At 70.4% G+C, this 19,602-nt stretch carries 16 protein-coding genes; 8 read left to right on the forward strand and 8 right to left on the reverse strand.

The features are described 5' to 3' along the window. Positions 1 to 289 (forward strand): hypothetical protein (locus tag FXF52_RS41655; protein ID WP_222870538.1); only part of this gene is annotated, 289 nt, incomplete at its 5' end. Between the two features lie 172 nt (positions 290 to 461). Here FXF52_RS41655 and FXF52_RS15835 read toward each other — a convergent pair. The 5 genes from FXF52_RS15835 to FXF52_RS15850 form a co-directional block, all read right to left on the reverse strand. Continuing rightward, the gene (locus FXF52_RS15835) at positions 462 to 1,754 is read right to left on the reverse strand and encodes an MFS transporter (protein ID WP_148797669.1); all 1,293 of its coding nucleotides are present in this window, start codon (positions 1,752 to 1,754) and stop codon (positions 462 to 464) included. Between the two features lie 241 nt (positions 1,755 to 1,995). Then, positions 1,996 to 3,501 carry a sugar ABC transporter ATP-binding protein gene (locus FXF52_RS15840; RefSeq protein WP_255472012.1) on the reverse strand — a complete coding sequence of 502 codons (1,506 nt, stop codon included), beginning with the start codon at positions 3,499 to 3,501 and terminating at the stop codon, positions 1,996 to 1,998. Positions 3,502 to 3,513: 12 nt separating this feature from the next. Then, complete coding sequence (locus tag FXF52_RS15845) at positions 3,514 to 4,932, reverse strand: RNA-guided endonuclease TnpB family protein (protein ID WP_148797670.1); 1,419 nt, start codon at positions 4,930 to 4,932, stop codon at positions 3,514 to 3,516. Continuing rightward, entirely contained in the window at positions 4,929 to 5,069 is a 141-nt protein-coding gene (locus FXF52_RS41660) for a hypothetical protein (protein WP_187413522.1), read from the reverse strand. Before FXF52_RS41660 ends, FXF52_RS15845 begins: the two co-directional genes overlap by 4 nt. A gap of 108 nt (positions 5,070 to 5,177) precedes the next feature. Beyond that, entirely contained in the window at positions 5,178 to 6,014 is an 837-nt protein-coding gene (locus tag FXF52_RS15850) for a DeoR/GlpR family DNA-binding transcription regulator (protein WP_222870539.1), read from the reverse strand. Between the two features lie 260 nt (positions 6,015 to 6,274). Between FXF52_RS15850 and FXF52_RS15855 the strand changes: the two genes are divergently transcribed. From FXF52_RS15855 to FXF52_RS15875, 5 genes are all read left to right on the forward strand, one after another. Continuing rightward, positions 6,275 to 8,755, forward strand: coding sequence for a LamG-like jellyroll fold domain-containing protein (locus FXF52_RS15855; protein ID WP_148797671.1), 2,481 nt, complete (start codon positions 6,275 to 6,277; stop codon positions 8,753 to 8,755). A gap of 102 nt (positions 8,756 to 8,857) precedes the next feature. After that, positions 8,858 to 9,925 (forward strand): ABC transporter substrate-binding protein, encoded by a 1,068-nt coding sequence (locus FXF52_RS15860; protein ID WP_148797672.1) that lies wholly within the window; start codon positions 8,858 to 8,860, stop codon positions 9,923 to 9,925. Beyond that, positions 9,925 to 11,451: a sugar ABC transporter ATP-binding protein gene (locus FXF52_RS15865; RefSeq protein WP_148797673.1), complete on the forward strand. Its 1,527-nt coding sequence runs from the start codon at positions 9,925 to 9,927 to the stop codon at positions 11,449 to 11,451. Before FXF52_RS15860 ends, FXF52_RS15865 begins: the two co-directional genes overlap by 1 nt. Then, on the forward strand, positions 11,444 to 12,406 hold the full coding sequence (locus tag FXF52_RS15870; protein WP_148797674.1) for an ABC transporter permease: 963 nt from the start codon (positions 11,444 to 11,446) through the stop codon (positions 12,404 to 12,406). The genes FXF52_RS15865 and FXF52_RS15870 overlap by 8 nt, the downstream gene beginning before the upstream one ends. Next, positions 12,403 to 13,416 (forward strand): ABC transporter permease, encoded by a 1,014-nt coding sequence (locus FXF52_RS15875; RefSeq protein ID WP_148797675.1) that lies wholly within the window; start codon positions 12,403 to 12,405, stop codon positions 13,414 to 13,416. Before FXF52_RS15870 ends, FXF52_RS15875 begins: the two co-directional genes overlap by 4 nt. 296 nt (positions 13,417 to 13,712) lie before the next feature. Here the strand turns inward: FXF52_RS15875 and FXF52_RS15880 are convergent, their stop codons facing one another. Further along, positions 13,713 to 14,720: a YafY family protein gene (locus FXF52_RS15880; RefSeq protein WP_148797676.1), complete on the reverse strand. Its 1,008-nt coding sequence runs from the start codon at positions 14,718 to 14,720 to the stop codon at positions 13,713 to 13,715. Between the two features lie 99 nt (positions 14,721 to 14,819). Between FXF52_RS15880 and FXF52_RS15885 the strand changes: the two genes are divergently transcribed. Together FXF52_RS15885 and FXF52_RS15890 are read left to right on the forward strand one after the other, a co-directional pair. Then, positions 14,820 to 15,506 (forward strand): alpha/beta fold hydrolase, encoded by a 687-nt coding sequence (locus FXF52_RS15885; protein WP_148797677.1) that lies wholly within the window; start codon positions 14,820 to 14,822, stop codon positions 15,504 to 15,506. Positions 15,507 to 15,560: 54 nt separating this feature from the next. Continuing rightward, positions 15,561 to 16,127 (forward strand): GNAT family N-acetyltransferase, encoded by a 567-nt coding sequence (locus tag FXF52_RS15890; protein WP_148797678.1) that lies wholly within the window; start codon positions 15,561 to 15,563, stop codon positions 16,125 to 16,127. Positions 16,128 to 16,219: 92 nt separating this feature from the next. Here the strand turns inward: FXF52_RS15890 and FXF52_RS15895 are convergent, their stop codons facing one another. Both FXF52_RS15895 and FXF52_RS15900 read right to left on the reverse strand, forming a co-directional pair. Then, positions 16,220 to 18,700: a M14 family metallopeptidase gene (locus tag FXF52_RS15895; RefSeq protein WP_148797679.1), complete on the reverse strand. Its 2,481-nt coding sequence runs from the start codon at positions 18,698 to 18,700 to the stop codon at positions 16,220 to 16,222. Between the two features lie 322 nt (positions 18,701 to 19,022). Continuing rightward, complete coding sequence (locus FXF52_RS15900; protein ID WP_255472013.1) at positions 19,023 to 19,583, reverse strand: DUF3592 domain-containing protein; 561 nt, start codon at positions 19,581 to 19,583, stop codon at positions 19,023 to 19,025. Between the last annotated feature and the right edge of the window lie 19 nt (positions 19,584 to 19,602).

A 19,602-nucleotide genomic window follows, 5' to 3' on the forward strand; every position in this document is an offset into this window, starting at 1 on the left:
GCTGCTCGCCCCGGTCGAACTGTCCATCTTCTGCTTCCGCTACCTGCCGCCGGCGGCCCGTGGCGGCTCGCGGTCGGAGGCCGTCGAGGAGGAACTCGACCGCCTCAACGAACGGATCATGCTGGCCCTGCAGCGGGCCGGCAGTTCGTACCTGTCCAACGCCACCATCAACGGTCGCTTCGCGTTGCGGGGCTGCGTGCTCAACTACCGCACCACCCGTCGTGACATGCAGATCCTGCTCGACGACGTGCGCCGCGCCGCCGAGCAGGCCATGGCGGCGACGCGCTGACCGGTGGATCAGGAGTCGATGGGGTCGGGCCGAGGACCGCTGGGCCGGCAGGCGTCCGCCGGGTGGCTGGGGTGCCTTCCGGTCCAGCGTCGCCGTCGTACCGTTCACGCTGGCCGACGAGGCGGGGGAGAGGGACCGGTGCCGCGGTGCGGCCGGGCCGTGCGTCCAGTCGTCAGCCCGGCTCGATCCGGTTCGCCCGGGAACGGCTCGTCCCGGCGCTCAACAGGAGGATCCCGCAGGCTGCGGCACCGCCGAGCGGCGCGAGCAGGAAGCCGACCGTGAGCTCTCCCACCGCGTCCAGTAGCGCCCCACCTGCCGCCGCGCCGGCCGCGCTGCCGACGGAGAAGGCGGTCGCCGCCCACGCGAACGCCTCGGCCGCCGTGCCGGCGGGCGCGACCTCGTCGATCGCGACGAACGCCAGGGTGAGCAGCGGCGGCAGCGCGAGCCCGCTCAGCGCCATCAGCGCCATCATGACCGGCGGAACCGGGGTGAACAGCAGGGGCAGGTAGCCCGCGGCGAAGACCCCGACCGCGCGGGGCAGGGTGGCGTGCTGGCGCAGCGCCGTGAAGCGGACATAGAGCAGGCCGCCGACCAGGGCCCCCGTCGCCTGGGCGGCGAGCAGCCAACCCGTCCAGGATCGGCTGCCGACAGACTCGGCATACCCGGTCGCGGCGACCGTCACGCTGCCCACCGCCGTGCCGACCAGCAGCAGTGCGCCGAGGATCGGTCGGAACCGGCCGGCCCGTAGCGGACCGGCCCAGTGCCGTACCGCTGGCTCGCCCAGCCAGCGACGGACCGCGCCGGTGGTGGCGAACCACAGCGTGCCCACGGCCTGGAACAGCGCGGCCGCCGCCAGACCGCCGCGCGGGCCAGTGAGCGCGACGGCTGCGAGCGTGACCATCGGACCCAGGATGAAGATCGCTTCTTGTACGGCGACGTCCAGCGTGTACGCGGCCTGTACCTGGTGCGGGGGCAGCAGATCGCGCCACAGCACCCGCAGGCACGACTCGAACGGCGGCGCGCCGAGCCCGGCGAGCCCGGCGGCGAACACGGTCACCGGCAGGTTGACCTGCGCCGCGGTGAGCAGGAATCCGATCGTGGAAATGGCTGCCGCCAGCCACAACACCGGGGGCTGTCGCCATCGGTCCGCCATCCGGGCGAACATCGGCTGACCGACTGCGGTGCCGGCGGTGAATGCGCCGACCAGCACGCCCGCAACGGTGAGGGTCATCGTCTCGCGCGCGAAGATCAACAAAGCCAGCGGGGCGGCGCCGAGCGGGAGTCGGCCGAGCAGGCTGGCGGCGAGCACGCGGGCGGCCTGCTGCGCCCGCAGTACGGCCATCGCCGAGGGTTCGCTGGCGGTGGAGGTGGCCCCGGCATCGCTCGGCGCGGTGCCGCTCGACGGGTGCGCGACGGACAGGTCTCCGGCGGCCGGGGCGTCGTGGGTCTGATCGGGTATGGGCATGACGGGGCGCTCCAAGAGTGGCAAAAAGCGGACCGGGCGAAGAGGGAAGGCCGCGCCGATCAGGGAGCGAAGTCGGAGCGCTCGTAGTCGTTGCCGTAGAGCGGCAGATCGGGCGTGATCCAGCAGCCGTACGCTGCGGCGACGACTTCGAGCAGGATCACGCCGACAGTCTACGCCCGGTCAGACCACCGAACGGCCCCGCCGGATGCCGCTGCGGCCCGCCGCGGCGGCGTCGTGGGGGTCAGCTCGCCGCGAGCAGCGCCAGGATGTTCTTCTCGGTGACGCTCGGGCCGGTCAACTGCCCGGCGACGGTGCCGTCGCGCAGCACCAGGACGCGGTCGCAGGAACCGGCGAGTTCCTCCAGATCGGAGGAGATCAGCATGACCGCCAGCCCGTCCACCGCGAGATCGTCGATGAGTGCCTGCACCTCGGACTTGGTGCCGATGTCGATGCCGCGGGTCGGCTCGTCGAGCATCAGCACCCGGGGGTGAGTGGCGAGCCAGCGGGCCAGCAACACCTTCTGCTGGTTGCCGCCGGAGAGTTCCCCGACCGGCTGGTGCGGGCTGGTCGCCTTGATCCTCAGCCGGCGCGTGAAGGTCTCGACGATCCGGTCGAGGCGGGCCTCGGAGACGATGCCGGCACGGGAGAGTCGGGGGAGCGCGGCGAGCGCGATGTTGTCGCGGACCGACAGCGAGGCGATGATGCCCTCGGCCGCACGGTTCTGCGGCAGCAGACCCACGCCGGCGCGGACGGCGCCGGCGATCGAGCGCCGGCGCAGGCGGGTGCCGGAGACGGTCACCTGCCCGGCGTCCAGCGGGATGGCGCCGGCGATGGCCATGGCCGTCTCACTGCGGCCGGCGCCCAGCAACCCGCTGAGACCGACGACCTCGCCGGGCCGAAGGTTGATCGACACGCCACCGAGGACGTGGCGCCGGGTGAGGCCGGTGGCCTGCAGGATCGGCGGGTCGGCGGGCTCGGGGGCCACGCCTTCGGGGGCCGGCGCCGCGAGCGTCACCCGACGGCCGAGCATCAGCGACACGAGCCGCATCCGGTCGAGGCCGGCGAGCGGGCCGGTGTGCACCAGCCGGCCGTCGCGCAGCACGGTGGCGCGGTCGCAGATCCGCTCGATCTCGGCGAGGCGGTGGCTGACGTAGACGATGGAGCGGCCCTGGGCGCGCAGCGCGTCGAGCCTGGTGAGCAGTTGGTCGACCTGATCGTCGTGCAGGCCGGCGGTGGGCTCGTCGAGGACGATCACCGAGGTGCCGATGGTGACCGCGCGGGCCACGGCGACCAGCTGCTGGATCCCGGCGTCGAACGATTCGAGGGGCCGCCGTACGTCGATCCGCAGGCCGCAGTCAGCCATGATGTCGCTGGCTCGGGTGTGCATCTCGGCGATGTTGATGAGGCCGAGCCGGCGGCGCGGTTCGCGGCCCAGGAACAGGTTCCGGGCGACGCTCATCTGTGGGACGAGGTTGGCCTCCTGGTGGACACCGCCGATCCCCGCGCGCTCGGCGTCGCGTGGCGAGGAGAACCGCACCGGCACGCCGTGCAGCCGCAGCACGCCGGCGTCCGGCCGGTCGATGCCGCAGAGCACCTTGATCAGGGTCGACTTGCCGGCGCCGTTCTCCCCGACGACGGCGTGCACCTCGCCCTGTCGCAGAGTGAACGAGACGTGGTCGAGGGCGCGCGTGCCGGGGAAGTCCCGGACCACGCCCGCGGCTTCGATCACGGTGCTGCTGCCTGCCACGGTGCCTGCTTCCTACTTCTTGCTCATTGCTGAGTGGTTCGGATGGTTCGCTCTCCGCTCAGCGGTGGCTGGGCTGGAGTCCTGGACCGGCAGTCTGGTCCGGTGGCGATCGGTCCGGTCCTGCAGGATCTGCTTCACCACATGGTGTGGGGTGTGCAGGGCGATGTCGGGGTCGCCGGCTCGGTGCAGGATGTTGATCGCGGCGTTCACGTCGGCTTGCCACACCACCCCGCACTGGGTGCAGTGAAACCGGTCGCCGCTGCGTCGGCCGAAGTCGCCGCAGTGGTGGCAGGTTTGTGAGGTGTAGGCGGCGTTGACGGGAACGAGCGCAGAACCTCTGCGCTCCGACACGCTTTTCAGCGCCTCGGCGGTGACTCCTTTGGTCCACGCGGCGAGACGCCGGTTGATGTTCTTGGGAAGCTTCTTACGTCCGGTGAAGCGTTTTGTGAGGTCCTCGGCGATCACCGTGTTCGCTTTGTCGACGACCTCGTGCACGGCGGTGAAGATCTCCGTACGCACCCGCGCCCGGTGCCGGGCGGCCTGCCGGTCCCGCTTCACCGTGCCGAGGTTGTTGGCCTTGATCCGGTGCGCTTTCGCGTGGTCACCGCGGAGCGCGGCGGTGTTGGCGATCGAGCGCAGCTTCGCCCGCCGCCGGTTGCGTTCCTTCAACCGATCCGACTCATTGGACAGCAGCACGCCAAGCTGTTCACCGTGGGGCTGGCCGTCGGAGTCGGTGAGGGCTTCGGTGTAGCCCTTGTCCACGCCGATCGTCGCCTCGCCGCACGGCCGCTGCGACGACCGCATCCCCGACGCGTCGATCTGGTAGGGCACCTCGACCCGCCCGCCGCGCAGGATCAGCCGCAGCGTCCCGGTCGGGGCGACCGTCGTGGACAGCGGGATTCGGACCATCCGCCGGGGTTCGAGACCGGGAACCGCCAGCCACAACCGGCCGCGCCCGTCGACGATCGTGTTGTAGTTGTCGGCGCGTACCACGATCTGATGGTGGGTATGGTTGTGGCCTCGCTTCCAGTGCTTGCGCATCTGCCGAGCGAGGAACGGATCGTCGGCCCATTGGTTGGCCTTTAGCGCGGTGAGCATTCGCTTGCGTTCGGCCGGATCGCTCGTGCGTCGGCTGATCGCCCGCCGGACGTCGACCTTGGCCGCCTCCAGGTTCGCGGCGATGTCGGCCATGGCGTCGCGGACGGTTTCCTTCCACGCATTCGCCAACACACCAAACCGGGCGTGTGTGCCGTCGGCCAGCCACCGGTCGCGCACCTGCCGGTCCCTCAACCCGGACCCGACGCCCTTGATCGAGCCGTAGCGCTGCCACACCTCGCTGCGCACCCGGCCCAAACAGCGGGCCTGCTCCGCCAGGGCGGCGTACTTACCTGGGTTGAGTCGGGCCGAGCAGGCGATGCGTGTGACCTTCACCGGTCACTCTCCATGGTCAGGTCCGCCCCTTGGAGTTCCTTTTCGTAGCGTCGGAGACCGCTCAGCTGGCCAGCGAAGGTGCTCAGCGAGCGGCCCACCCACTTGGCAAACTCGCCGATCTGGTACACGCTACCCACGACAGTCAATCGTCGACAGCTTTAGAACGGAAAGCAACCACCAGTCGCGGTGGCCGGCGAGCCGGCTGAGGCGAATGATTGCGCACGGCGGGTGGAAAGGTAAAGACGTCAGGGCCTGGCGACGTGCAGCCGGACGGCCCGGTTGGCCAGTTCGTCGAGCACGTCGCGGGGGGCGGCGTCGTCGGTCACGAGGTGGTCGATCTCGTCCGTGGGGACGGTCTGCACCATGGTGTCGACTCCGATCTTGGTGTGGTCGGCGAGCACGACGATCTCCTCGGCCGCCGCGGCGAGGGCCCGGTCGACGCTGGCGACCTGCATGTTCGGCGTGGAGACGCCGCGTTCGGCGGTGAGGCCGTTGCCGGAGATGAAGGCCCGGCGGACCCGCAGACCGGCGAGTGAGCGCTCGGCGGCGCTGCCGACCAGCGCGAGGATGGCACCGCGGAGCGTGCCGCCGGTGAGGACGACCTCGACCCGTGGCGCGTTGGCGAGCGCCTGAGCCACCAGCAGTGAGTTGGTCACGACGGCCAGCTCGGCGTGCCGGGTGAGCTGCTGTGCGAAGAGTTGGGTGGTGGTGCCGGCGCCGACGACGATGGCGTCGCCGTCCTCGACGAGCGAGGCGGCGAGTTCGGCGATGGCGGCCTTCTCGGCGGCGGCGACCTGGGCCTTCTGGGCGTAGGTGGGTTCGCGGGACAGTGCGCCGGGCAGGGTGGCCAGCGCGCCGGGCAGGGTGGCGCCGCCGTGGTGGCGGTTGAGCAGTCCGTCGGCCTCCAGGATCCGCAGGTCACGTCGGACGGTGACCTCGGAGGACTGCACGGCCTGGGCGATGTCCCGCAGCGAGACCGCGCCGTTGGCGTGCATCAGTTCGAGGATGCGTTGCCGGCGTTCGGCGGCGAACATGGTCCGCCGGCCCTCGGTCGCCGTCCGGGAGTCGTCGCCAGGTGCCACGTTGTCCTCTCTTCGTGATCGGGCCAGCCTGGTTCTGATCGTACTCTGCACCCCTCTCGCACCTGGTGAGAGCGCTCCCGGATCGTTTCTGATCGGATCTGATCGAATAGTATTGACTTGAGATCGTGACGATGATTGATTGTTTCCCAACGATTTCAGGCAGGTCGCCACCCGGTCCGGCCGGCTCACCTCCGGCCCGGTGCCCGGGCGCTCCGGCTTGCCCTCTCACGCCCGAGTTCGTGAGAAAGGGGCCCTGAACGATGAGAAGAGCAGCCATCGCGCTGGTCGCCGCGGCCTTCGTGCTCGGCGGCGTGCCCGGGGTCGCGCACGCCGAGGCGACCTGGCATCCGGGCACACCACCGATCGCCACGCCGTGGACCGGCCAGGTGTCGCCGGACAACGCGCTTCCCGACTACCCCCGTCCTCAGTTGGTCCGCAAGAGGTGGGAGACCCTCAACGGGGTCTGGCAGTTCGCGGGGGCGCAGGAAGGCGAAGCGCCACCGATCGGCGAACAGCTCAGCGAGCGGGTGCTCGTGCCGTACCCGATCGAATCGGCATTGTCCGGCATCCAGCGGCACGAGGACCGGATGTGGTACCGGCGCTCGTTCGACGTGCCGGCGAACTGGCGGATCGGCGGCGACCAGCGGCTGCGGCTCAACTTCGGTGCCGTCGACTACGACGCCACGGTCTGGGTCAACGGCATCAAGGTCGCCACCCACCGCGGCGGCTACGACGGCTTCAGCGTCGATGTCACCGACGCCCTGCGCGGCCGGGGAGCCCAGGAGTTGGTGGTCGGCGTCGAGGACCGCACCGACCAGACCTGGCAGCCGGTCGGCAAGCAGCGCAACGTGCCCGACCGCGGCATCTTCTACACCTCGTCGTCCGGGATCTGGCAGAGCGTCTGGATGGAGCCGGTGTCGGCGAGCCACGTCGAGCGGTTGCGGATGACGCCGGACATCGACGACGCCAGCCTCCGGCTCACCGTGCAGGTCGCCGGTGGCAGCGGTCGTACGGTCGAGGCCGTCGCGTACGCCGGCAACAAGCCCGTCGGCCGGGTATCCGGGCCGGCCGGCGCCGAACTGCGCGTCCCGGTGCCGAACCCGCAGCTGTGGTCGCCCGACTCGCCGTACCTCTATGACCTGAAGGTGCGGGTGCTGGACGGCCCGAAGGAGACCGACCGGGTCGAGTCCTACTTCGGCATGCGCGAGGTGAGCAAGGTCAAGGGCGCCGACGGCAAGCTTCACCTGGCCCTCAACGGCAAGATCCTGTTCAACCTGTCCACCCTGGACCAGGGCTTCTGGCCGGACGGCATCCACACGGCGCCGACCGACGAGGCGCTGCGCTTCGACATCGCCGAGACCAAGCGGCTCGGCTTCAACACGATCCGCAAGCACATCAAGGTGGAGCCGGACCGCTGGTACTACTGGGCCGACCGGCTGGGCCTCATGGTGTGGCAGGACATGCCGGCCATGCGTACCGGCGGTATCCCGCCGGTCGACGCGCAGCGGGAGTTTGAGCGGCAGCTCAAGGAGATCGTCGACGAGCACCAGAGCTGGACCTCGATCACGGTCTGGGTGCCGTTCAACGAGGGCTGGGGCGAGTGGGACCGCACGGCGACCGGCCGGATCGCCGACGAACTGCGCGCCCAGGACCCGAGCCGGCTGGTCAACGCGCACAGCGGCGTGAACTGCTGCGCCTCCAAGGGTGATTCGGGCCGCGGCGACATCATCGACTTCCACCAGTACGTCGGCCCCGCCTCGCCGGTGCCCGGCGGGGACCGCGTCGCGGTGGACGGCGAGCACGGCGGCTTCGGGCTGGAGGTCGACGGCCACATGTGGTTCGGCGACGGCCACGCCTACGAGATGACGCCGGACAGCGCCACGCTGACCCGGCGCTACGTGGAGAACCAACGTGACCTGCTGACCGTGGCCAACCGGTGCGGGCTCTCCGGCGCCGTCTACACCCAGACCACCGACGTGGAGCACGAGGTCAACGGGTTCTACACCTACGACCGGCAGGTCCAGAAGATGGACTTCGACCAGGTCCGGGACGTCAACCGGGCCATCGTCCGCTCCGTTGACGGCACCGGGGCGAACGCCCCGCAGCTGCCGCCGGGCACGCCCGGGCTGACCGGGGTCGGCTGGTGGCCGCTGGACGAGGGCGCCGGCACGGTGACCGACGACAAGGCCGGCAACCACGACGGGACGCTGGTGAACGGCGCGACGTGGACCACCGGCCACTCCGGCGCCGCGGTGCAGCTCAACGGCGTGAACCAGTACGTCGACACCGGCACCGCGATCCTCGACACCACCGGCAACTACACCGCGTCGGCCTGGGTCAAGCTGGACAGCCTCGGCGGGTTCGCCACCGCGGTGAGCCAGGACGGCGGCAGCCACAGCGCCTTCTTCCTGCAGTACTCGGGTGCCGACAACCGGTTCGCGTTCAGCTTCGCCGGGGTCCGGGCGCTCGCGCCGACCGCACCCGAGACCGGCCGCTGGTACCACCTGGTCGGCGTGCGCGATGCCGCCGCCGGCACGCTGACGCTCTACGTCGACGGGCAGCAGGCCGGCACGGCCAGCTCCTGCCTGGGCGAGGCGTCCAGCGGACCGACCGTCATCGGGCGGGCCAGGTTCAACGGCGGCCCGGTCGACTACTGGCGCGGCGCGATCGACCAGGTGCACGTCTACGACCGCGCCCTGTCGGCCGCCGAGGTCGGCCAGCTGTACACCTCCGGAGGCTGAGGCGACGACGCCTCCTCGCCGTCGCCGCCGCGGTGCCCACCGCGGCGGCGACCGCCCCCGCTCCACCCCCTGAGTGAGAACCGCCTCGGGAAAGGAAACCCCATGCCCAGGACATCCGGATTGGCGGCAGCGGTCACGCTGGCCGCCCTGCTCGCCACCGCGGCGTGCGCCAAGAGTGAGGACAGCGGCGACACGCCCGCACCGGCCGGCAGCGCGGGCCAGCAGGTCGTGCAGAGCACGGGCGCCACCGGCCCGACCTGCACCCTGCAGAGCTTCGGCGGACAGAAGTTCGACGTCAAGAAGGACGTGGTCGGCTTCTCCCAGTCGGAGAAGGAAGCCAACCCGTTCCGGATCGCCGAGACCAAGTCCATCAAGGACGAAGCCGGCAAGCTCGGCATCGCCAACCTGCGGGTCACCAACGCGCAGTCCCAGTTCTCCAAGCAGATCTCCGACGTGCAGCAGCTCATCGCGCAGGGCGCCAAGCTGCTGGTCATCGCGCCGTTGAACTCCGACGGCTGGGAGCCGGTGCTGCGGCAGGCGGCGGAGAAGAAGGTCCCGATCATCACCATCGACCGCAAGATCAACGCTCAGCCGTGCACCGACTACCTCACCTTCATCGGGTCGGACTTCTACGAGCAGGGCAAGCGGGCGGCCGACCAGATGATCCAGTCCCTCGGCGGCCAGGGTGAGGTCGCCATCCTGCTCGGCGCGCCCGGCAACAACGTCACCACCGACCGGACCAAGGGTTTCAAGGACCGGATCCAGGAGAAGGCGCCGGGCATCACCATCTCCTTCGAGCAGACCGGCGAGTTCACCCGGGAGAAGGGCCAGCAGGTCACCGAGCAGCTGATCCAGTCCCGCCCCGGCACCAAGGGCATCTACGCGGAGAACGACGAGATGGCGCTCGGGGCGGTGACGGCGCTCAAGGGGGCGGGGAAGTCGCCCGGCCAGGTCAAGATCGTGTCGGTGGACGGCACCCGCGCCGCCGTGCAGGGCATCGTCGACGGCTGGCTGTCCGCGGTCGTCGAGTCGAACCCGCGCTTCGGACCGCTCGCCTTCTCCACCGCACAGAAGTTCCTGGACGGGGAACCGATCCCCGCCACGGTGATCATCAGTGACCAGGAGTACACGACGGCGAACGCCAAGGAGAGCCTGGGAAACGCGTACTGATGGCGACCGCGGTTCTGGAGGCCCGGGGAATCTCGAAGGGATTCCCCGGGGTCCTCGCCCTCGACGACGTGTCCTTCCGGCTGGACGCGGGGCAGGTGCACGCCCTGGTCGGCGAGAACGGCGCCGGCAAGTCGACCCTCATCAAGGTCCTCACCGGCGTGTACCGGCCGGACCGGGGGACGCTGCTGCAGGGCGGCGAACCGGTCACCTTCGACAACCCCCTCGCCGCCCAACGGGCCGGGATCTCGACCATCTACCAGGAGGTCAACCTCGTCCCACAGATGAGCCTCGCGCACAACCTGCTGCTCGGGCGGGAACCGCGCACCCGGCTCGGGGTCATCGACATGACGCAGCTGTACGCCGAGGCCGAGCGCGTGATGACCCGGTACGGCATCCGGACCGACGTGCGCCGGCCGCTGCGCTCGCTCGGCATGGGCACCCAGCAGATGGTGGCACTCGCCCGCGCGGTCTCCATCGAGGCCCGCGTGGTCATCATGGACGAGCCGACCTCAGCCCTGGAACCGCGGGAGGTGGACACCCTCTTCGGCGTCATCGCCGACCTGCGAACCCAGGGCATCTCGCTGATCTACGTGAGCCACCGCCTCGACGAGCTGTACCGGATCTGCGACCGGGTCACCGTGCTGCGCGACGGCAGGGTGGCGCACACCGGGCCGCTCGACAAGCTCCCGCGCGTGGATCTCGTCGCGCTGATGCTCGGCCGCGATCCCGCCGAGATCAGGCGGGAAGGCGCGACGAAGTTCTCCGGCGAGCACACCACCGCCGCCAACGGGCCGCTGGTGGAGGCCCGCTCGTTGTCCCGCCGGCCCGACCTGCGTGATGTGTCGGTGCAGGTCCGCCCCGGCGAGGTGGTGGGCCTGGGCGGGCTGCTGGGCGCCGGGCGCAGCGAGACGGCCAAAGCGATCGCCGGTGCCCTCCCAGTCGACGGCGGCACGGTGCTGGTGGCCGGGCAGGAGGTGCGCCGCGGCTCGCCGGCGGCGGCGATCCGGGCCGGCGTCAGCCTCGTCCCCGAGGACCGCAAGGTCGAGGGCATCGTGCCGACCCTGTCGGTACGGGACAACATCGCGCTGGCCGCCCTGCCCCAGCTGTCCCGGTCCGGAGTGGTGTCCGACGCCCGGGTCGACCGGATCGTCGACACCTTCATGCGGCGGCTGCGCATCAAGGCCGCCTCCCCCCACCAGAAAGTCGCCGAGCTGTCCGGCGGCAACCAGCAGAAGGTCCTGCTGGCCCGGTCGCTGGCCACCGGCGCGAAGGTGCTGCTGCTCGACGAACCAACCCGGGGCATCGACGTCGGGGCCAAGGCCGAGGTGCAGGCACTCATCGACGAACTGGCAGCCGAAGGGCTCGGGGTGCTGCTGATCTCCTCCGACCTGGAGGAACTCGTCGAAGGGGCGGACCGCGTCGTGGTCCTGCGCGACGGCGCGGTCGCGGGCGAGCTGAGCGGCGACCAGGTCACGGAACAAGCGATCATGGCAACGATTGCCGCGACAGGAGAGACCGATGGCTGAGATCGCGGTCGCGCCGCGCGCCTGGGGCGGGCGGGCAGGACTGCTCGCGTGGCTGCAGGAGTACGGCGTCTACGCGTCGGTGCTCGCGCTCCTGCTCTTCAACGTGGTGTTCACGCCGCACTTCCTGGAAGTGGCGAACTTCCGGACCCAGCTGATCCAGGTAGCCCCCGTCGTGATCACCTCGCTCGGCATGGCGCTGGTGATCGGCACCGAGGGCATCGACCTGTCCGTCGGTTCGGTGATGGCGCTCGCCTCGGCGATGGTGGTGCTCTACCTCGGGTACGGCGCTCCGGTCGCGATCGTCGCGGCCCTGATCGCCGGCGCCGCCATCGGCGCCGGCGGCGGCGCGCTGGTGGCGTACGTGGGGGTGCAGCCCATCGTGGCGACGCTGGCCCTGCTGGTAGGCGTACGGGGCCTGGCGAACGTGCTGGTGCCCCAGCTCACCGAGTTCCGCAACCCCACGCTGATCACCCTCGGCAGCCGGTCCGTGCTCGGCCTGCCACTCGTGGTCATCATCGCGGCGGCGCTCACCGTACTGATCGGGTTCCTGGTCAAGCGCACCACCCTGGGCCGCCAACTGGTGGCCGTCGGTGGCAACCGGGCCGCGAGCCGGCTGTCCGGCCTGCCGGTACGCCGCGTCCTGGTCACCGTCTACCTCATCTCCGGCCTGCTCGCCGCGGTGGCCGGCGTGCTGGCCACGTCCCGCCTGCAAGCCAGCGACCCCACCTCACTGGGCCTGCTCATGGAACTGTCCGCGATCACCGCCGTGGTCGTCGGCGGCACCCCGCTCACCGGCGGCCGGGTCCGCGTGCTCGGCACCGTGATGGGCGCCCTGCTCATCCAGCTCCTCCAGGCCACACTCATCAAGCACAACCTGCCGCAGTCCTGGACCCAGATGGTCCAGGCGGTCATCATCCTGGCCGCCGTCTACGCCGCCCGAGGGAGGCGCGCATGACCACCACCATCGCCGGCGCGGACACCAGCGCCGACGCGCGGCGCCGGCCGGGCGGGCTGCGCCGCGAACGCATCGGCCATCTCCTCCAGCACCACGGCGCGCTCATGGTGCTGGCGGTCACCGTCGTGGTCGGGGCCGTCGCCTTCGACTCGTTCGCCACCCCACAGAACGCCGCGAACATCGTCGTGTCCTCGTCGTTCCTGGCCATCGTCGCGATCGGGATGACCTTCGTCATCATCAGCGGCGGGATCGACCTCTCCGTCGGCTCGTCCTTCGTGCTCGCCGGGGTGCTGGCCGCCTACGGCTCCCGGTACGGGCTGCTCGTCGCGCTCCTGCTGCCCCTCGCCGTGTGTGGCGCGATCGGGCTGGTGCAAGGGCTGATCGTGGCGCGCACCGGCATGGCGCCGTTCATCGTGACCCTGGCCGGCCTGCTCGGTATGCGTGGCCTCATGCTCGCGGTCTCCGGCGAAGGGGCGAACACCTACCTGGTGCAGAACGACGCCTTCAGCGCGCTGGGCCAGACGTCCATCCTCGGCCTCACCGTGCCGGTCTGGATCACGCTGGGGCTGGTCCTGCTGGGCGGGGTCCTGCTGCAACGCACCAGCTTCGGACAGAACGTCTACGCCATCGGCGGCAGCGAAGAGGCCGCGGTGCTCATGGGCGTGCCGGTCACCCGAGTCAAGGTCGTCGTCTATCTCATCTCCGGATCGCTGGCCGGGCTGGCCGGGGCGCTCAACGCCGCCCGCCTGTCCTCCGGCGTCACCATCCTCGGCGCCGGCATGGAACTCGACGTCATCGCCGCCGTGGTCATCGGCGGCACGCTGCTCACCGGCGGCGCCGGCGGGCTCACCGGCACGATGGCGGGGGTGCTGCTGCTCGGCGTCATCCAGAGCCTGATCAACCAGATCGGCGTGCTCACCTCGTCGTTCCAGCAGGTCGTCAGCGGCGCGTTCCTCGCGCTGGTGGTGGTCATGCAGCGGATCCTGCACCGGGCGCAGCGGCTGTCCTGAGGGCTGCTTCCCGGTCGCCCACCGGCCGCGACCGGGCGGGCCGATGGCAGCCGCCCACGGTGGATCTACCGGGAGGTCCCGTCAGCCAGGTGGCCGCTGCGGGGTGCCGCGTCAGCCGCCGTGTTGGTGTGGGGCGCCGACGGTGTAGAGCAGAGTGGCGAGTGCGGCCAACGCGAGGACGATCCGTAGCTTCATGGCCATCGATGCTAGGGATTGGCGAACATCAACTGACTCGGCGGTGTCGGTGGGTATCTGAAGCTGTTCGTACAGAAACGCCACGCGATCGGGCCGTTAATTCATCGATCGGCGTGCCCTGCCTCGCCGGGATTCGCCGGCGCCGCCGAGGGCCGGTTCGCCAGGGCGGCAGCGAAACGCGTCGCGAGCGTCGCGACCGCGGCACGGAGTTCTTCTCCGCCGACGACGCGGAAGGCGAACGGCACACTCGCCAGCCACTCCTGCGCGTACATGGCCGGATTGCTCGTGCTGCCCACGAGCACGCACCCATCTCCTGATGGTTCGAGCCGTCCCATGGGCGGCCGGATCCACGGGGCCACCTCAGCCAGCGGGGCATCGAACACCACGTGGGTGGGGAACTCCCACCCGATGCCCAGGTGCTCCTCCAGCGCGGCGACCGGGTCGAGGCCGTCGGGCGGCTCGAACTCGTGCGCGGTCTGCCGGACCGCGCGGACCCGGTCGACCCGGTAGGTGCGGATCGCGTCCGCCCGATGGGATTGACACAGGAGGTACCAGCGCCCGCGGCGGACGACGACCGCCCAGGGGTCCACCTCCGCGTCCCACTCGTTGCCGGTCTCGCTCCGGTACGTGACCAGCACGCGACGTCGGGCCGCGACGGCCGCGACGAGTGAGCTGGTCAGGGTGGGATCTGGACGGGCCGAGTGCCGGTCGGGCGCAGCTGACGCATGCTCTCGCAGTGCGGCCGCCTGCCGGCCGACGCCCTCGGGCAGGGCCTGGATGACCTTGCCCAGGGCAGCACCCACAGGATCGTCGACGTCGGCGGCCGCCGGCTGGCCGTCGAGCACCGCCATGACCAGGCCAAGCGCCTCGGCCTGCGTGAAGACCACCGGAGGCAGCCTCGTCCCGCGCCGAAGCCGGTACCCGCCGTGAGGACCCCGGGTTGACTCGACGGGGATGCCGGCCTCCCGGAGGATCCCGACATACCGGCGCGCGGCCCGCTCCGTGACACCGAGTCTCTCGGCGAGTTGGTCGGCCGTCGTGCCGGGGCGGGCCTGGAGGATCTCGAGGGCACGCAGCGCCCGTGCGGTGGGGCTGAGATCGGTCGGCACCCCAGCAGACTAGGTCGCCACGAAACGAACCGGAAGTAGATCGTCCGGAACTGGCCCTAGCGTGATGCCCATGACCACCGCGGGGAAAGGAAACTGATCATGGAGATCGTGCTCATCGCTGGCCTGTGGCTCGATGGCTCCGTGTGGGACGAGGTGGTGTCCGCACTCGAGCCGCTCGGCCATCGCCCCGTACCGCTCACCCTCCCGGGTCAGGGTGACGGGTCCGTGTCCGCCTCGCTCGACGACCAGGTGGCAGCGGTCCTCGCCGCCGTGGACTCGGCATCCGGAAAGCCCATGGTGGTGGGGCATTCCGCCGCCTGCACCCTGGCCTGGCTGGCCGCTGACGCGCGACCGGAGCAGATTGCCAAAGTCGCTCTTATCGGTGGCTTCCCGTCCGGCGACGGGGAGCGCTACGCCGACTTCTTCGAGCTGAAGGATGGCGTCATGCCCTTCCCCGGCTGGGGCCCATTCGAGGGACCGGACTCTGCGGACCTCGACGAGGCGGCCCGGCGGCGCATCGCGTCCGCCGCGATTCCCGTACCGGAGGGGGTGGCCAGGGGGGTGGTGCGCCTGGCCGACGAGCGACGCTTCGACGTCCCGGTCGTGCTCGTGTGCCCGGAGTTCACACCTGCCCAGGCCAAGGAGTGGATCGACGCCGGCGACGTGCCCGAGCTGGCAAAGGCCAGGCACCTCGACTTCGTCGACATCGACTCCGGCCACTGGCCCATGGTCAGCAAGCCGAAGGAACTCGCCCGGCTCCTTGCCACGGCGGCCGCCGAGGTCTGACCTGCCGCCGCGGCCGTGAGCCGGGAGGATGAGACGCGCGGAAGGATGCGAGGGATGGCATACACGATCCGACCCCTGGACGCCTCGACCTGGGATGCATTCGCGGAGCTGGTCGAGCGCAACAACGGGATCTTCGGTGGGTGCTGGTGCATCGGTTACCACCCGGAGTGCGGCCAGCGGGGGATCAGCTACCGGGCGGTCAAGGAGGACCGGGTCCGGACCGGCCGTGCTCACGCCGCGCTCGTCCTCGACGAGGACGGCACCGCACAGGGGTGGTGCCAGTACGGCAGCCCCGAGGAACTGCCCGGCATCAAGCACCGGCGGGCGTACGACAGGGACGCGCCACCGCGTCCGGACTGGCGGATCACCTGCTTCTACGTCGACCGGAAACATCGCGGTCAGGGCATCGCACGGGCAGCCCTGGAAGGCGCTCTCGACCAGATCGCCCAGGCCGGCGGCGGCCTCGTCGAGGCCATCTCCGAGGTCACCACCGGCCGCGAGGCGCCGGGCCGTTTCCTGTTCAGCGCGACCGTCGAACTCTTCGAGCAGTTCGGATTCACCCGCGGCCGCCAGGTTGGCAAGCACGCATGGATCGTGAGCAGGGTGGTCGGTCCCGTGTGACGTCGGCCGTCTGCTCCCAGCGAGCGCGACCGTTGCCTCGTCAGTGCGGGCGAAACCGCACTGACGAGGCAACTGACCACGATGGGCGGGGGTTACTGCTTGGCGACCGTGATCGTCGCCGTGCGGTAGTTGTTGCGCGTGTCGTTGTTGCTCGGGTCGTAGTTCTGCTCGATGTTGCCGGCGCTGTCGACCGAGAACCAGCGGAACGTCGTGGTCTCGGTCACGTGGAACACCTGTCCCGGCTCACGGAACTCGGTCGCCGCGTAGCGGGGCGACTCGAGGGTGGGCCGGCTGCCGTCCGTCGTGTAGTAGATGGTGGCCGGCTCGCTCGTCTCGAAGCGCACGTCGACGGGCCCGGAGTACTTGCCGCCGCCGGGGACGAGCGTGGACGTCGGCTTCTTGTTGTCCTTGCCCCACTCCGCCGCGATCCGGAACATCTCCATGAGCCCGTTGGCGTACTCCATCGTCTCGGCGTGGCCGCTGACGAGCTCCGGGTTGCCCACCCACGCCGGCTGGAACGAGCCGCCCTGCCAGTTGCCGGTGGCCGGGTTGTAGACCGAGCCGCCGACCTCCCAGCCGAAGGCGTAGATCCCGTAGTTGTGGTACAGGTCCTCGCGTACGTTGCCGGCGGAGGAGTAGAGGACGTCCGACGAACCGCCGACGTTCTCCGGCGTGACGACGGTCTGCCGGTGCGCCTTGACCTGCGACAGGATCCGGGCGGCCGACTGCCAGTAGAACGCCTCGTCACCCAGCGGCGGGCGCGGCGTGGTGATCCGCCCGTCCGCGATGTAGGCGCCGGGCTGCCAGAACAGCTGGCCGCCGTTGGAGTGCACCGACATCATGAACTTGATGTTCCGGTACTTCTCGACCAGCCAGATGATGTTCTTCGACTCGGGTTCGGACAGCTTCTCCGGTCCCTGGTAGGTGTCGCTGACGCAGCTGGTCGACCCGCCCGCGTAGCCGTCGTGGCCCGACCCGACCCGGTAGTTCCGGTTCAGGTCGACGCCCCACGAGTTACGCCGGGCCGGATCGGCGTTGTCGTCCGCGCAGTGGTTCGTCATGTTCCGGCGCTGCGAGGCGAAGTTGTAGAAGCTGTAGTTCGCCCCGTCGGGGTTGTTCGACAGGATGAAGAAGACGTCGGTGTTGTCGACGATCTTCTTCGTCTCCCAGTCCGACTTGTAGTTGTGCACCAGGCGCTCGGCCGCCTCCAGCGACGTCGTCGCCGGCACCCACTCACGGGCGTGGTCCTGCGCCTGGATCAGGACGCCCGGGTTCCTGCCGTCGCGGTGCTTGCCGATCCGCAGCACGGGGATCGTGGCCGGACCGCGCGGCACCTCGCCCTCCGGCGCGCCGGCGCGCTTCTGGTCGAGGAAGTCGGTCAGCGCGACCGGGCCGGACGTCGCGGCGACGATGCCGGTGCCCGTGTTGGTCCGGTACGGGTGTGCCCGGTCGATCAGGCCCTGGGACTGGGTCCGCAGCGCCGTCGCCACCTGGGCGGCCGTGCTCGCCGGCGCACCGGAGGCGTCCGTGGCGAGAAGGACCCGCACCGCCTTGCCCGCCACCTCGACCGTGAGCGGGAGGTTCGCCCCCGGCCGGTTCACGAACTCGACGGTGATGTCGTTGCCGCCCTCGTGGCCCCACGCCGCCGAGCTGACCACGACCGCCGATTGCCCGGTGCCGCCGATCGTGGCCTGGGCCTTACGCTGGTAGCCGTTCGTCTTGTTCGGCAGGTAGACGATCTCGGCGATGTCCGGGTACTGGCGGGCGATCTCCTCGGCGCGGCTGTAGAGCTGCTGCGGGTGCTTGTAGCCGTCAATGAAGTCCGACTGGTAGCCCGGGTTCGCCGTCAGCGGCGGCGGGCCGTCCTCGAGCCAGTTGGAGACGTAGCCGGTGGCGGCGCCGCCGGTCGAGCTCGTGACCCGGATCTGGTTCGGGCGGGTGTCAAGCTTGAACAGGTTCCGGTGGAACATGTACTGCCCGGAGTCGACGAACCGGCTCATCGTCCGGGCGAAGCCGAACGTCGTGCCTGCGCCCGAGTCGTTCTCGAGCTGCATCGTGACGATCGGGTTCGTCTGCTGCCCGTCCGTGGTTCGCGCCTCGACGTACAGGAAGCCCTGGCCCTTCGTGGTGAACCAGTCGGCGCGGACGATCCGCACCGTCGCCTCGTGGCCGGCCGGCTGGACGGCCTGCGCGCGCAGGGCTCGGATGCCGCCGTCAGCCTCGTCGCTCCATGCGAAGCCCTCATCGTCGCCGAGGATTTCGACGCCCATCGCCTTGAGCTCGGCGATCTGCTCGGTGCTGACCACCGCCTCGCCCTCGATGCCGGACGGCACGCGCCTGAGGCCGTGCTCGAGGTCGAAGCCGGCGGCGACCACCTTGTCCAGCATGTCGGCGCCGGTCAGCTGGATGCGGACGAGACGTACCGACTCTGAATCCTCAAGGTGGGATCGCCCCGAGCCCGCCGTGGCGGTCGACCCCGCGGGATCCGCGCCTGCGGGCGCGGTCGCCATGAGGACGCTCCCCACCAGGGCGGGCAGTGCGAAGAGCGCTATGCGCAACTGTCTGCGTCGCATTCTCCCCTCCTTCTGCTTGTGGCGTCTGGTTGATGTGCGAACCGGCCGCGGTGCTGGGCGGTCCGTTCAGGACGGTCGTGCTGAGCTCGCGCACGGTGATCCTGGGTACGACGGAGGCCACCGTCGTGGGAGGTGCACAAGGGCCGCGAGCGAGCTGGGTGCGGTGAGCGTATGTGCATCTTTCGCATCGACGGCGCACGTGAACCGGATTTGAGCATTACTTGAGGCATCGCCACGCGGTAGCTCGCGTTGGCTGGCCAGACCTGGTGTCGCCGCACGCAGTGCGCCCGAACATGGCGAAGTCGGCAGGCCGACCGCCCCGTCAGCGCCGGCTGCTCCGCTTGTGCTTGGAACGGCTCGTGAACCGGCCGCTGCCGCCGACCGACGCGGCGGGCCGACGCGGCCGCGTACGCCGAGGGAACCAGCGCTGGAACGGGATGCGGGACAACAACATCGGCACCGCCAGGACCAGGATCGCGAACCCGGCGACGCCCAGCCCGCCCTGTACGCGGCCCCGGTGCCCGCTGAGCTGATCGAAGTCGGTGACAAAGTCGCTCGGGTCGGCGGGATTCACCCAGATCGCCACCCGGTCACCACTCGACCGGCACACCTCGAAGCAGGCGACCTCCTGCTCGTACGTCCGGCCGCTCAGCTCGTACCGGAAATACATGGTGCTCGACGGGGCCGATCGGTTGCCGCGGGACTTGGTCACCTGGTCGTAGACGACGGCACGCGCCGGCACCCCGGTGGCCCGTAGTTCCCTCGCCCAGTCGTCGAGCGCGTACTGGGTGTGGAACGGTAGCCAGAGCAGCACGCCGCCGGCGGCGACCAGCAGGGCGCAGCCGAGGGTCACCCACGCCGACGAGAGTTGCCGCTTGATCACTCGATCATCGTGGCGTAAA

Source organism: Micromonospora sp. MP36 (genome assembly GCF_008119785.1).
Classification (GTDB): domain Bacteria; phylum Actinomycetota; class Actinomycetes; order Mycobacteriales; family Micromonosporaceae; genus Micromonospora.